9 protein-coding genes are annotated in these 14109 nt (G+C 72.8%); 6 read left to right on the forward strand and 3 right to left on the reverse strand.

Features of this window, described 5'->3' with window-relative positions; all coding sequences use genetic code 11:
• A partial coding sequence (locus tag ACZ6CL_RS37920; RefSeq protein ID WP_468944824.1) for a helix-turn-helix transcriptional regulator occupies positions 1-2318 on the forward strand: 2318 nt, incomplete at its 5' end.
• 398 nt (positions 2319-2716) lie between these two features.
• Positions 2717-3322, forward strand: coding sequence for a helix-turn-helix transcriptional regulator (locus ACZ6CL_RS37925; RefSeq protein WP_468944926.1), 606 nt, complete (start codon positions 2717-2719; stop codon positions 3320-3322).
• 40 nt (positions 3323-3362) lie between these two features.
• On the opposite strand, the gene ACZ6CL_RS37930 is transcribed toward ACZ6CL_RS37925, so the two are convergent.
• Positions 3363-4982: a PucR family transcriptional regulator gene (locus tag ACZ6CL_RS37930; protein WP_468944826.1), complete on the reverse strand. Its 1620-nt coding sequence runs from the start codon at positions 4980-4982 to the stop codon at positions 3363-3365.
• A 248-nt stretch (positions 4983-5230) separates the two neighbouring features.
• Between ACZ6CL_RS37930 and ACZ6CL_RS37935 the strand changes: the two genes are divergently transcribed.
• The 3 genes from ACZ6CL_RS37935 to ACZ6CL_RS37945 all read left to right on the forward strand — a co-directional run bounded on the left by ACZ6CL_RS37935 (position 5231) and on the right by ACZ6CL_RS37945 (position 10166).
• Positions 5231-6490, forward strand: coding sequence for an aspartate aminotransferase family protein (locus ACZ6CL_RS37935; RefSeq protein ID WP_468944829.1), 1260 nt, complete (start codon positions 5231-5233; stop codon positions 6488-6490).
• Between the two features lie 94 nt (positions 6491-6584).
• Positions 6585-8066: an NAD-dependent succinate-semialdehyde dehydrogenase gene (locus ACZ6CL_RS37940; protein ID WP_468944832.1), complete on the forward strand. Its 1482-nt coding sequence runs from the start codon at positions 6585-6587 to the stop codon at positions 8064-8066.
• Positions 8067-8855: 789 nt separating this feature from the next.
• On the forward strand, positions 8856-10166 hold the full coding sequence (locus ACZ6CL_RS37945; RefSeq protein WP_468944835.1) for a CAP domain-containing protein: 1311 nt from the start codon (positions 8856-8858) through the stop codon (positions 10164-10166).
• Between the two features lie 25 nt (positions 10167-10191).
• Here the strand turns inward: ACZ6CL_RS37945 and ACZ6CL_RS37950 are convergent, their stop codons facing one another.
• Positions 10192-10980: a peptidoglycan-binding domain-containing protein gene (locus tag ACZ6CL_RS37950; RefSeq protein WP_468944838.1), complete on the reverse strand. Its 789-nt coding sequence runs from the start codon at positions 10978-10980 to the stop codon at positions 10192-10194.
• A gap of 186 nt (positions 10981-11166) precedes the next feature.
• Between ACZ6CL_RS37950 and ACZ6CL_RS37955 the strand changes: the two genes are divergently transcribed.
• Positions 11167-12408, forward strand: coding sequence for an FAD-dependent oxidoreductase (locus tag ACZ6CL_RS37955; protein ID WP_468944929.1), 1242 nt, complete (start codon positions 11167-11169; stop codon positions 12406-12408).
• A 144-nt stretch (positions 12409-12552) separates the two neighbouring features.
• Here ACZ6CL_RS37955 and ACZ6CL_RS37960 read toward each other — a convergent pair whose 3' ends face one another.
• On the reverse strand, positions 12553-14073 hold the full coding sequence (locus tag ACZ6CL_RS37960; protein WP_468944840.1) for an amino acid permease: 1521 nt from the start codon (positions 14071-14073) through the stop codon (positions 12553-12555).
• Positions 14074-14109 lie beyond the last annotated feature (36 nt).

The raw sequence follows: 14109 nt of genomic DNA on the forward strand, positions 1-14109 counted from the left end.
GGCTGCGCGTCGTACTCGTCCGCGCCCTGCGCGACGGCGACCCGCGGACGCGGAAGCTGACGCTGCGCGAGATCACCGACTCCGCACAGCGGGTGCTGCGCCCCGGACCGCTTTCCCTCGGGGCCACCAGGGAGATGGTCCTCGACCAGTTCGGCGAGCCCGGCGACGAGGAGTTCGCCCGCGCCTGCCACGAGATCTCCGCGGGCAACCCCCTCTTCCTGAGGTCGGTCCTGGTGGCCCTCGCCACGGCCGGTCACCGCCCCACCGCCGGGCACACCGAGGCGGCCCGCCGACAGCGCCCCTCTCAACTGCGCGAGTGGCTGGCCGGCTGCATGCGCACCCAGCCGAGGTCGGTACGGGACCTGGCCGCCGCGATCGCCGTCCTCGGCGAGCAGGGCGAACCCGAACTCATGGCCCGGCTGGCGGGCCTCGACCCGATCGGCTTCGCCGCCGCGCTGCGCGCCCTCGGCCAACTCGGCCTGCTGGCGGCCGATCAGGAGCCGCGCTTCCTCCACCGCGTGGTGCAGGACGCCGTCGAGTCCTCCATGACCGTCGCCGAGCGCGAGCGGCTGCACGACGCCGCCGCGGCCCTCCTCTACCGCAACGGCTCCTCCGCCGAACTGGTCGCCGCCCAGCTGATGGCCGTCACCGCCTCACAGCACCCGTGGGCGGTCGAGGTGCTGCGGGCCGCGGCCGAGACCGCGCTGCGCCGGGGCGCGCCGGACAGCGCCACCCGCTATCTGCGGCGCGCGCTGCTGGACGCCGAGCTGTCGGGCGAGAGCCGGGGGCGGCTGCTGATCGACCTGGCCACCGCCGAGCGCGGATTCGACCCCGCCGCGTGCGAACGCCACATCTCCCAGGCGATACCCCTGCTGCCCACGCCACGGCACCGGGCCGCCGCCGCCCTGCGGATCTCCCCGGCCATCGTGGGCACGGTGCCCCCGGCCGTCATCGACATGCTCCAGCAGGTCGCCGAGGACCTGGGCCCGGCGTCCGCCCTCGACGGCTCGGCGCGCGATGTGGCCCTGCGGCTGGAGGCGCGGCTGCGGCACGCCGGGCACGAGGACCCGGCGGGGCTGGCCACGGCCGTGGAGCGGCTGTCGGCGCTGGGCGAGGAGCCGCCGCTCGGCTCGACCGCCGAACGCGAGCTGGCCGCCGTCCTGCTCAACGCCGCGATGCTCACGACCCGGCGCCCGGCGGCCGAGGTCGCCCGGCTCGCGGGCCGCGTCCTGGAGCGGGAACCGGCCACCGAGGACCGGGCCCACTCATCGCTGCCGCTGGTGGCGGTCGCGCTGGTCGCCGCCGACTCGGTACGCGGCATCACCTCCTGGCCCGCGCCCGACCGCAACTCCCCGCGGCAGGACGTCACGGCCGTCGACGCGCTCGTCCACGCCGAGCAGGCGCTGATGCTGGTGGCGCGCGGCCGGGCGGCCCGGGCCCGGGAGTCCGCCGAGCGCGCGATGCGGCTGGCCGGGGCGCACTGGCAGGAGGCCGGGATCCTCGCCACGGTCGCCCTGACCGGTGTCGCCCTGGAGCTGGACGACGCGGACCTGATCGAAGGGCTGTTGGACGAGGCCGGCCGGCGCCGGTCCGCGAGCCTCGCGTTCACCGCCTCGCTCCAGCTCCTCAAAGCGTCCCAGGATGTTCGGAGCGGCCGCTGGACCAGCGCGCTGGACACCCTGCTGGGCTGTGGTCGGCAGCTGGAGGCGGCAGGCTGGCGCAATCCCGTCCTCTTCCCGTGGCGGCCCTGGGCGGCCGCCCTCCAGCACCGCATCGGAGACTCCCGCGCGGCGCTGGCGCTCGCCGAGGAGGAGCACGCCCGGGCCGAGGCCTGGGGCGCCCCCGTCGCGCTCGGCCGCGCCCTGCGGCTCAAGGGCCGGATGCACGACGGCGCCCATGGCACGAACCTGCTGCGCGAATCGGCCGATGTGCTGCGCGCCTCCGCCAACGAACTCGAACTCGCCCGCTCGCTCGCCCTGCTGGCCCGGCGGCTGGACGGCGGCCCCGAGGCGGCGGCCCTGCTGCGGGAGGCCGGAGCCCTCGCCGCGGTCTGCGGCGCGCCCTGGCTGGTCGAGCCGGCCGAACAGCGGCGCGGGGCGGCGGCCCCGCGCCCGGAGTCCGCGCTGACCCGTACCGAACGCACCGTGGTCTCCCTGGCCGGTGGCGGCCTCACCAACCAGGAGATCGCGGGCCGGCTCGGCGTCACCTCCCGCGCGGTCGAGAAACACCTCACCAACGCCTACCGCAAGCTGGACATTTCCGGCCGTCGCCAGCTGATGGAGATCCTGCCCCGCCTGGATTCGGAAATCCTGCGTTAACGCCGCTAATTCAACGGGTGTCCAACCGGCCTCGGCCGGGCTTCCCGGCATGCCCGCGCACCGGCCGTACGACGCATGCGTTCCAGGCAAGTTTCGCAGGTCGGCGAACCCACCGAACCGACCACCGAAACCCTGCGGTGCGGACCGAACCTCGGGGGTGCGGGACCACAGGATTGGGCGACGCGAACCTGCTGACGTTGACTCATACGTGAGGATCTCCCTAGTCTCCATAAAAAGCTTTCGAATTGAATAACCGCGGTATCCGTCCCCGGTCATTCGCACCCGGTCATTGATAAACAGGAAGGGATGGCAGTCCCTTGGCAGTTTCCGCTCTAGCAGATTCGGCTCGGCCAACTCCCCACGAACTCGAATGCGACCAGATCGAGTACGCGGATCTTCTGCGCCAGTTCGACCAGCCGGGGGCGTGTGTCGTCTGCCTCGACCCGTCCCTGACGGTCCGGCAGGCGAATAAGGAGTTCTTCCGGCAGTTCGACGACGACTCCATGAGCGTCTGCGGCCGCGACTTCTGCGATCTGGCGCATCCCAGCGCCCAGCAGGCACTGCACCGTCAGCTCTCCCGGCTGGCCGCCGGCACCCGCCACCGGTTCGCAGGTCAGGTGGTGGTCGTCGGCTCCCAGGGCATCGCCTTCACCAGCGCGCTCACCGCGGTCGCCGTACGCGAGGGCACCTCGCACGTCGCCTCGCTGCTGGTGGTGCTGCGCCCGGTGGCGGGCGGTCAGGAGCTGGACATGGTGACCAGCCGCAAGAAGATCCTCAGCGAAATCGAGGCACGCATTCTGGAAGGCATCGCGGCCGGACTCTCCACTATTCCGCTCGCCTCCCGGCTCTATCTCAGCCGTCAGGGCGTCGAATACCACGTGACGCGGCTGCTCCGTAAGCTGCGGGTCCCCAACCGGGCGGCCCTGGTCTCCCGCGCCTATTCCGTGGGCGTCCTCAACGTGGGCTCCTGGCCGCCGAAGGTCGTCGACGACTTCGTGAAGTGAACCGGCGGTGACGCGATCCGGCAGCCGCCACGCGGCGGCGTCACGGGGGGCCGGAGCCGCGGGCGAGCCGCAGCACGCTGAACGCGGTGAGCGCCACATGCAGCTGGGTGCGCTGCTCACCCGACTCCAGATCGCAGCCGAGTACCCGCTCGATCGCGTGCAGCCGCTGGTAGAACGCCTGCCGCGACAGGCTCGCGCGCTTGGCGGCCACCGTCTTGTTGCCCGCCGCGTCCAGATAGGCGTGCAGGGTCGTCAGCAGATCGGTGCCATGCCGCTCATCGTGATGCACCAGTCGGCCCAGCTGCCGTTCCACGTACTCCTGCACCCGCACATCGCCGCGCAGCGCGTACAGCAACTGCCGCAGCCCGATATCGCTCAGCTCATGGAACGGCTTGTCCGGAGTGCCCGGGACGGCGGCGTCCGCGACCCGCGCCGCCTGCTGGAAGGAGCGCGCCGTCTGCGACAGGTCCGACACTTCGGAGCCCACGCTGACGACCGCGTCCGGATCGGACTCCCGCACGGAACGGCTCAGCCGCTCCACCAACGGCCGCCAGGGCGTGGCCGGGTGGAACGCGAGCAGCACCCCCAGATGGTCGCCGGGCACCGTGCCGGTCAGCACCGCGGCACCGGCCGCGGCCATCTCCTCGGTCAGCCGGTCCTCCAGCTCGCCCGGCTCCTCGCCGCCGGGCCCCGGCGCCAGGGTGACGAGCACGACGATCAGCCGCCGCCCCATGACCCGCATGCCCAGCGCCTCTGCCCGGGCCCGCGCCTCCCCGGCCGAGCGGCAGCGCTGCTCGACCAGATCCAGCAGCAGCGTGCGCTGCGCGCGCCGCTCCCACCGGGTGTGCTGGGTCAGCCGGGCGATGGTCAGGGCGGTGGCCGTACGCTCCAGGACCGTGGCGTGCTCGGGGCCCACCGCCGGGGCGCCCGAGGTATCCGGCAGCATGACCAGCCGACCCCAGCGCTCGCCCCGGTACTCCACGGCCGTGACCAGCCAGTTCTCCGGGCCGCGCAGCTCGGTGCGGTCGGGCGAGGGCGTACCGCGGGACCGCCGCTCCCAGCCGGTCAGCACCCTCTCGACGCCCTGGCCGGGGGAGCCGCAGATCACGGCCCGGTGGACCAGGTTCTCCAGCACCACCGGATGGCCGCTCAGCTCGGCGGCCATGCCCACCACCTCGTCCGGCTCAGCGCCGCGCAGGGTCAGCGCGGTGAAGGTGTCATGGACGTCCTGCGCCCGGCGCAGGGTCTCGATCTGGCTGCCGATGATCATTGAGTGGACGATCTGGGTGACCTCCACGAAGTTCACGTTCCGGGACAGCAGGACGAGCGGGAAATCGCGGGCCCGGCAGGCGTCCACCAGCTCCGACGGCGGCTCGTGGTAGCGCCGGACCAGCTCGATGACCAGGCCCGTGGCGCCGATGTCCGCCAGTTCCTCCACATACCGGCGCACCAGCGCCGGGTCCTCGGGCAGCGGCATCCCGGTGGTGAGGACCAGTTCGCCCCCCTTGAGGAAGGACGCCGGATCGAGCAGCTCGGTGATGTGGACCCAGCGGACCGGACGGGACAGCTGATCATGGCCGGACACCACCTCCGGCTGCCCGGCGGCCAGTACCGGCAGCCGCAGCGCGTCGCCGAGGGTGAGCGGAGCGGAGCCGTTCATGCAGGCCACTCTGACAAGCGGGCCGACCGGGCGCAACCACGACCGGGGGGTCTCCTTGACAAAGTGTCCACCCGGTTCCGGTTGACAGAACGTCCATCCCGATCACCGGCCCGCGACACAATGATCATTGTCTTTCCCCGGTCCGCTCCCGCAGGCTCGAAGAAGTCTCCGGGAAGTCTCCGGAAGAGTGTCGAGCAGTCCGGAAGCAAACCGGTCCACCGCCGTCCCCGTGGGTGTTGGGAGAGATCATGAGCAATCTGTCGCCGCAGCTCCGCCAGGCCACTCCGGTAGTCGCCGTCAGCGGAGAGGGGGTCTACCTCCACGGCGAGGACGGACGGCGCTATCTGGACTTCACCGCGGGCATCGGTGTCACCAGCACCGGACACTGCCACCCGAGGGTCGTCGCCGCGGCCCAGGAACAGGTCGGCACCCTCATCCACGGCCAGTACACGACCGTCATGCACCAGCCGCTCCAGCGGCTGACCGCCAAGCTCGGCGAGGTGCTGCCCGAGGGCCTCGACAGTCTGTTCTTCACCAACTCCGGTAGTGAGGCCGTGGAGTCCGCGCTGCGCCTCGCCCGCCAGGCCACCGGTCGGCCGAACGTCCTGGTCTGTCACGGCGGCTTCCACGGCCGCACCGTCGCCGCCGCGTCCATGACCACCTCCGGGACCCGCTTCCGCTCCGGCTTCTCGCCCCTGATGAGCGGCGTCGTGGTGACCCCGTTCCCCACCGCCTACCGGTACGGCTGGGACGAGGAGACCGCGACCAGGTTCGCGCTGAAGGAGCTGGACTACACCCTGCAGACCATCTCCTCGCCCGACGACACCGCCGCGATCATCGTCGAGCCGGTGCTGGGCGAGGGCGGCTACGTACCCGCCACCGAGGGCTTCCTGCAGGGTCTGCGCGAGCGGGCCGACCGCCACGGCTTCCTGCTCATCCTGGACGAGGTGCAGACCGGCGTCGGCCGCACCGGGCGGTTCTGGGGCCATGACCACTTCGGGATCCGCCCCGACATCCTGGTCACCGCCAAGGGCCTGGCCAGCGGCTTCCCGCTGTCGGGCATCGCCGCCTCCGAGGAACTGATGGCCAAGGCCTGGCCCGGCTCCCAGGGCGGCACCTACGGCGCCAACGCGGTGGCCTGCGCCGCGGCCGCGGCCACCCTCGACGTCGTACGGGACGAGAACCTCGTCGCCAACGCCGACGCCATGGGCGCCCGGCTGCGCTCCGGCCTGGAGGACGTCGCCGCGAAGACCCCCGCCATCGGCGACGTCCGCGGCCTCGGCCTCATGCTGGCCAGCGAGTTCGTCACCGAGGACGGCGAACCCGACCCGGCGACCGCGGGCCGGGTGCAGCGCGCCGCCGTGGACGAGGGCCTGTTGCTGCTCCTGTGCGGCGCCTGGAACCATGTGGTCCGGATGATCCCCGCGCTGGTCGTCGACGAAGCGGCGATCGACGAGGGACTGCGCGCCTGGTCCGCCGCCGTGAGCGCCGGAACCGCCACCGCCTGACCCGACCGCTCACCCACGCCGCACCACACCCCCGGGAGCACCGGCCGCCACCCGCTGCCGACGCGGGCGGCGGCCACAGAAGGAGATTGCCGCTATGTCTGCCCTGCCCACCCCTTCGTTCCCCGCAGCGGGCGACGTCCTCGCGACGGTGTCCAAGAAGCTGTACGTCGCCGGGTCCTGGTCCGACGCGGCCGGCGGCCTGACCATGCCGGTCGACGACCCGGCCACCGGCGAGGTGCTGTGCGACGTCGCCGACGCGAGCCCCGCCGACGGACAGCGCGCGCTCGACGCGGCCCTGGACGCCCAGGAGAAATGGGCAGCCACCGCTCCGCGCGCCCGCAGCGAGATCCTGCGCCGCGCCTACGAACTCATCCTGGAGCGGGCCGACGCGCTCGCCGCCCTGATGACCGCCGAGATGGGCAAGCCGCTGGCCGAGGCGCGCGGTGAGGCCGCGTACGCCGCCGAGTTCTTCCGCTGGTTCTCGGAGGAGGCCGTCCGTATCGACGGTGGCTACGCCACGATGCCCGACGGCAAGAACCGCATGCTGCTCATGCGCCGTCCCGTCGGCCCCTGTCTCCTCGTCACCCCGTGGAACTTCCCGCTGGCCATGGGCACCCGCAAGATCGGCCCGGCGATCGCCGCCGGTTGCACCATGGTGCTCAAGCCCGCCCCGCAGACCCCGCTGTCCTCGCTCGCCCTCGCGGGCATCCTGGAGGAGGCCGGGCTGCCCGCCGGGGTGCTCAACGTCATCACCACCTCGCGGGCCGGTGAGGTCGTCGAGCCGCTGCTGACCGGCGGCCACATCCGCAAGCTGTCCTTCACCGGTTCCACCCAGGTCGGCCGCGTCCTGCTCGGCCAGTGCGCGCCCGCCGTGGTCCGCACCTCCATGGAACTCGGCGGCAACGCGCCTTTCATCGTCTTCGACGACGCGGACCTCGACGTCGCGGTCGAGGGCGCCATGACCGCCAAGATGCGCAACATGGGCGAGGCCTGCACCGCCGCCAACCGCTTCTTCGTCCACTCCTCCGTGGCCGCCGAGTTCGCCGACCGACTCGCCCGCCGCATGGGCGCCCTCGACGTCGGCCCCGGCAGCCGCCCCGGCGTCGACGTGGGCCCGCTGATCGACCGGGCGGGCCGTACCAAGGTCGAGGAGCTGGTCGCCGACGCCGTCGCGCGCGGCGCCGAGGTCCTGGTCGGCGGCACCACCCCCGACGGCCCCGGCTGCTTCTACCCCCCGACCGTGCTCACCGGCGTCTCCCCGGCCAGCCGACTGATGGAGACCGAGATCTTCGGCCCGGTCGCCGCCATCCTCACCTTCGAGGACGAGGACGAAGTCGTCGCCACCGCCAACAGCACCGAATGGGGCCTGGTCGGCTACGTCTTCACTCGCGACCTCAACCGCTCGCTGCGCGTGAGCGAACGCCTGGAGGTCGGCATGGTCGGCCTCAACACCGGCCTGGTCTCCAACCCGGCCGCCCCCTTCGGCGGCGTCAAACAATCCGGCCTGGGCCGCGAGGGCGGCAGCGTCGGCATCGACGAGTTCCTGGAGTACAAGTACATCGCCACCCCCGCGTAGCAGCCCCGGGCGGGTGCCGGTGGCTCGTCCCCGACCTGCCCCTCCCCGAAACCAGGGGCTCTGCCCCCGGCCCCGCCCGCCCTGGGCATCCGCTGTCTCAGACACGGTCCCGCCCGGGCGGAGCGGCCGTATCCGGTGGACCTCGGCGTGGCGGGCGGTGACCGGCACGAAGGCGGCGAGGGGGGGGGCAATCGGATGGCCCCGGGGAGCGGCGCAGCTCTCCGCGGGCGCGGAAGGCTCCGTCCGGGCGGGCCGCATGCCAGCCCCCAGCGCCCGGCCAGGTGTGGAAACCGGCGCCCTCCCCGGTGCTAGGGCTGGGGCGGGGCGCCTGACTGGTGATCCCGAGCCGGGCCTGGGCGCGGGGTTTGTGGGCCGGGATCCGGGGCCGAGCCCCGGTTGTGGGAAGGGGCGGGGCAGGGGAATAACCACCCCGCCTGGCCAGGCGTGGGAACTGGCTCCCTCGCCGGCGCCGGTGCCTTGGGGTGGGGGAGTCCGGCGTCTCCGGCGCGGGGCTGCCTGTCAGCCCGTCCGGCGTTTGCGGACCGGGTCCCGGGGCGGAGCTCCGGTTGCGGGGAGGGGCGGGTAGGGGGAAGCCCCCCCCCGCACTGTGCCGTGGGGAGCCCGGAGTCCGGGTGGCCTGCGGCTTAGCCTGCCCGGCTTTTGAGGGCCGGGGGCTGGGGCGGAGTTCCAGTTGTGGGGAGGGGCGGGTAGGGGAAGAGCCGCCCGGCGCGGGAACCGCCTCCGCAGCCGGGCCGTTGGCCTGGTGGGCGCGGCGCGAGGAGGGGACCCATGACCGAGTTGGTGCCCGGCAGCAACCAACCCCTGCCGGACGGCACGCTCACCATCCGCGTCCCCGGCCCCTTCGATCTCTCCGCACTGGTCACCGGCGACGACGGAAGGGTCACGGGCGACAACGACTTCGTCTTCTTCAACCAGCCCACCGCCCCCGGCGTCCAGGTCCACGGGGACAGCATCACCGTGCGGCCCGGCCAGCTGCGCCCCGGCGCCAGCCGGGTCACCGTCGTCGTCAGTCCCGCCGACCCCGGCACCCCGCTCGGCCGGTTGCCCGCGCCCGTCATGAGCATCACCGGAAGCGGAAGCGGAAGCGGCGGCGGCCCCCCGCTGGCCCGGTTCGCCCCGCCGCGCCCCGGGACGGAGACGGTGCTGCTGCTCGCCGAGATCTACCGGCGCGGCATCCGGTGGAAGGTCCGGGCGATCGGCCAGGGGTACGCGGACGGCCTGGCCGGGGTGGCCCGCGACTTCGGCGTCGACGTCGCGGACGACGGCACGGCGGATCGACAACCGACGCCCCCACCCACCGGCGGCGACACGGCAGCCCTCGGGCTCGTCAACGCCGCCCGCTCACGCCACGGCGTACCGCTCGTAACCGTCGACCCCCGCCTCACCCGCGCCGCCGAGGCGCACGCGGCGGCCATGGCCGCCCACGGGGCGCTCGGTTCGGAGAGCCCCGACGGGACGTCACTCTTCCACCGGATCACGGCCAGCGGCTACGCCCCGCTCACGGTGGCCGAGCACCTCGTCTCCGGACCGCGCACCCCGGACGCGTTCATCGACTACTGCCTGGCCGATGAGGAACGCGGCGGTCCGTTCCGGGACCCGGCGGTCGCCCATGTGGGCATCGGCAGCGCATCCGGCGCCGGGGACGTGTTCTGGACGGCGGTGTGGGCGCAGCCCTTCACCGCCGACGGCCTGCGCCGCCTCGCGTCCGAGGTGATCGCGCTCACCAACGCCGAGCGCGCCACCGCCGGGCTGGCGCCGCTGGCCCCCGACCCGCGGCTGACGGCGGCCGCGCAGGCGCACAGCGACGACATGGTCGTCCGCGACTTCTACTCCCACACCAGCCCCGAGGGCGGCCAGCCCTGGGACCGGGCCGCCACCGCCGGGGCCACCCAGCGCGGGATCGGCGAGAACATCGCGTGCGGGCAGCGCGGCCCGGCGGAGGTGGTCCGCGGCTGGATGAACAGCCCCGGCCACCGCGCCAACATCCTCAAGGCGGACTTCACCCACATAGGCATCGGCTACGCCACGGGCAGCCGCGCCGGCACCTACTGGACCCAGCTCTTCGGCGCGGGCCGATAGTCCCAGCCCCCAGCCCCAGCCCCCGTCAGGTGACGGCGCCGGTACGGGACTCCAGGTCGCGCCGCGTGGCGTCCCCGTACACCCCGTCCTCGTCGCCCCGGATTCCGTACCAGAGCTGGAAGCGGGCCACGGCCTCGGTGAGGCTCTGGTCGTACTGGCCGTTGACCTGGCCGTCCTGATAGACGTTGGGGATCTTCAGCAGCCGCGTCTGGAGTTCGGAGACCTGCGGACCGCTGTCGCCCTGGCTCAGCACACCGGCCTGGCTCCCCGGCGGCGCCGGAACCGCCGTGGTGGGGGCGGCGGAGGCGGTCGGCGCACGCCCGGCGTCGGACGCGGTGGGGCCGCCGCCCGGTGAGGCGACGTTGATGGCCGCGCCGCCGGGGAGGAGCAGGACGAGCGCGAGGGCGACGCCCAGCCCGATCCCCGCGACGATCAGCACGGCGGTCCGGGGATGGTGCCGTACCGCCGCGGGCGGCGGCACAGCGGACGGTGCGGCAGCGGGTGGCGGACCGGCGGGCGGCGGCGCAAGGGGCTCGGTCGGCGGGTCCGTCGGGGCCCAGGAGTCGGACGCGGTCCAGGAGCCGGACGCCGAGACACGGGAGCCCATCTCCTGGGTCTCGTCTTCGGCGATCCGGTGCGCCTCCGGCGGAAGCGTGTCGCCCGGAGGCTTGAACAGATCCAGATCCTCCATCCATTCCTCCACCGGCCCGTCCACGTCCTCGCCGGACTCCGGATCCGGCCCCGCACGGAAGATCGCGGTCGGCTCGATCACGTGACGCCCACCCACCCGGTCGGAATCGGTTTCGGCTGCCATACAGACCTCCTAGTGCCCCACGCCATTCAGCGGGGGATACGGACGGAAGTCCGGGAAGACTCAAGCCGATCGCCAACCGGCGATCGAGGAGCCGTGACGTTCACCCGACTGCCGCGCCCCGCGCCGGGCACCGGGAGGGAACCGATAGGGAACGGCCCCCGCAAGCACGCCGAAGGGAGCACATCGATGGAGCGGACCACATGTTGCGTGGTGGGCGGCGGTCCCGCCGGGATGGTCCTCGGGCTGCTGCTGGCCCGGGCGGGCGTGGACGTCACCGTCCTGGAGAAGCACGGGGACTTCCTGCGCGACTTCCGTGGCGACACCGTGCATCCCAGCACCCTGTCACTGCTGGAGGAACTGGGCCTGGCCGAGCGGTTCGCCTCGCTGCCGCAGCGCCATGTCCACTCCGTGCAGCTGCCGATCGGCGTGGACGGCGAGCTGTTCACCGTCGGCGATCTGAGCGCGCTGCCGGGCCCGTACAACTACGTCGCGATGGTGCCGCAGTGGGATCTGCTGAACCTGCTGGCGGACGAGGCCGGGAAGGAGTCGTCGTTCCGGCTGTGGATGAACACCGAGGCCACCTCGTTCCTCCAGGAGGGCGGCCGGATCACCGGGGTGCGCTACCGCACCGCCGATGGCGACACCGGTGAGCTGCGGGCCAGCCTCACCGTGGCCTGCGACGGCCGTGGCTCGCTGGCGCGGCAGCTGCCCGAGCTGGGACTGCGGGAATTCCCCTGCCCGATGGACGCCTGGTGGTTCCGGCTGCCACGGCACGAGGACGATCCGAGGGGGCTGGTGGGCAACGTCGGGGACCGCTTCCTGACCGCCATGATCGACCGCGGCGACTACTGGCAGTGCGCCGTGCTGATCCCCAAGGGCGCCGACGCGACCCGCCGCGCCGCCGGTCTGGACCGCTTTCTGACGGCGTTCGCGGCCGCCACCCCGTGGATGGGCGACCGCGAGCCGGAACTGCGCTCCTGGGACGAGGTGAAGCTGCTGGACGTACGGCTGGACCGGATGCGCCGCTGGCACCGCCCCGGGCTGCTGTGCATCGGCGACGCGGCGCACGCCATGTCGCCCGTCTTCGGTATCGGCATCAACCTCGCCGTCGAGGACGCCGTCGCCGCCGCCCGGCATCTGGCCGGGCCGCTGCGCGACGGCACGGTGGGCCTGCACGACGTCCGCGCCGTGCAGCGCCGCCGCTGGCCCACCGCCGCGGGGACCCAGGCGCTCCAGCGCGCCGCCCACGCCCGGGTCATCGCGCCGCTGCTGGCGGGGCGGTCACCGCTCGGCGACGGCCGGAAGCCGCTGCGGCTGGCGGAGGTGCTGACGAAGGCGCCCTGGCTCAAGCGGGCCCCGGCGTACTTCCTCGCGTACGGCGCGAAGCGCGAGCGGCCCCCGGTCGCGTCGCTGCTGCGCGGGGACTAGGGGGTGCCTTGCCGATCATGCCGGGCTGATCGACAAGACACCCCCTGACCGCGCACGACGGTGGGGCCGGGTGCGCAGATACGTTTCTGCGCACCCGCCCCCACCGTCTCGCGGGCTCGGACGAGCCGCCGGATCAGAGCCAGCTCACACGATGCCCTCGGCGATCTCGGCCTCCTCACGGGCGGAGCCATAGGCGGAGGGCGTGTTGTACGAACGGCGCGCGACGAACCACCAGACGGTGGCCAGGATCAGCACGGCCGCCAGCGCGATCGAGGCGTAGTTCATCGAATCGACGGTCACCGGGCTGGACTGCGGCAGGCAGAACAGCACCGTCACCAGCGCGACCCACACCACCGCGACCCAGCCGACCGGCTTGCTCCAGCGGCCCAGGTGCCATGGCCCCTTCTCGAACCGGTCCCCGGCCCGCAGCCGCAGGAAGACGGGGATCGCGTAGGCGGGGGTGATGCCGATGACGTTGATGGCCGTCACCGCGCCGTACGCGGTCTCCGAGTACAGGGACGGCAGGGCCAGCAGACACGCCACCGCGACCGACAGCCACACAGCGAGCACCGGCGTCTGGGTACGGGCGCTGACCCGCCGCCACAGCCGGGAGCCCGGCAGCGCGCCGTCCCGGCTGAACGCGAACACCATCCGGCTGGCCGCCGCCACCTCCGCGTTCCCGCAGAACAGCTGCGCGGTGATGACGATGAGCAGCATGGCCGTGGCGCCGCCGGTGCCCAGGGCGTCGATGAGGATCTGCGCGGGCGGCACCCCGGTGGCGCTCGCCTGCGTGCCCGCGTAGTCCTGGATGGCGAACGTCAGCCCCGCCAGCAGCACGAACCCGGCCACCCAGGACACCCAGATGGCGCGCACGATGCCGCGGGCGGCGGACACGGAGGCGTTGGACGTCTCCTCGGACAGATGCGCCGAGGCGTCGTAGCCGGAAAAGGTGTACTGGGCGAGCAACAGGCCGATGGCGGTTACATAGAGGGGGTTCGACCAGCCGGTGTTGTTGACGAATTCGGTGAACACGAATTCCGGTGACTGGTGGTGGGACGGAATGATCGCCAGCGCTCCGACGATGACCGCGACTCCCGCCAAGTGCCACCACACGCTGACCGAGTTGAGCAGACTGACAAGACGCACTCCGAACAGGTTCAGTGTGGCATGCAGCAACAGAATGCAGACGAAAATAACCATGGTCGAGCGCGGAGTGGGATCGAACCCCCACTGCAGATTGAGTAGCGCCCCGGTGAACTGGGCCGCGCCGTAGTCGATACCGGCGATCGCGCCCAGCAGCCCCAGCAGGTTGAGCCAGCCGGTGTACCAGCCCCAGGCGCGGCCCCCGAGCCGGTCGGCCATGTAGTAGAGAGCGCCGGAGGTCGGATACGCGCTGGTGACCTCCGCCAGCGCCAGGCCCACGCACAGCACGAACAGACCCACACCGGCCCAGCCCCACAGCATGACCGAGGGGCCGCCGGTGTCCAGTCCGAACCCGTACAGGGTCATGCAGCCGGACAGAATGGAGATGACCGAGAAGCTGATCGCGAAATTGCCGAAGCTCCCCATGCGGCGGGCCAGCACCGGCTGATATCCCAACTCGCGCAGTCTCTGTTCCTCGTCCCGCTGCGGTGCGGAAACGGAACGCGACCAGGGCGTGGACATGAACGTACCTCCGGTTGAGGGAAAACGGGGACGGTC

The sequence above is a fragment of the Streptomyces sp. NPDC041200 genome (assembly GCF_055591805.1).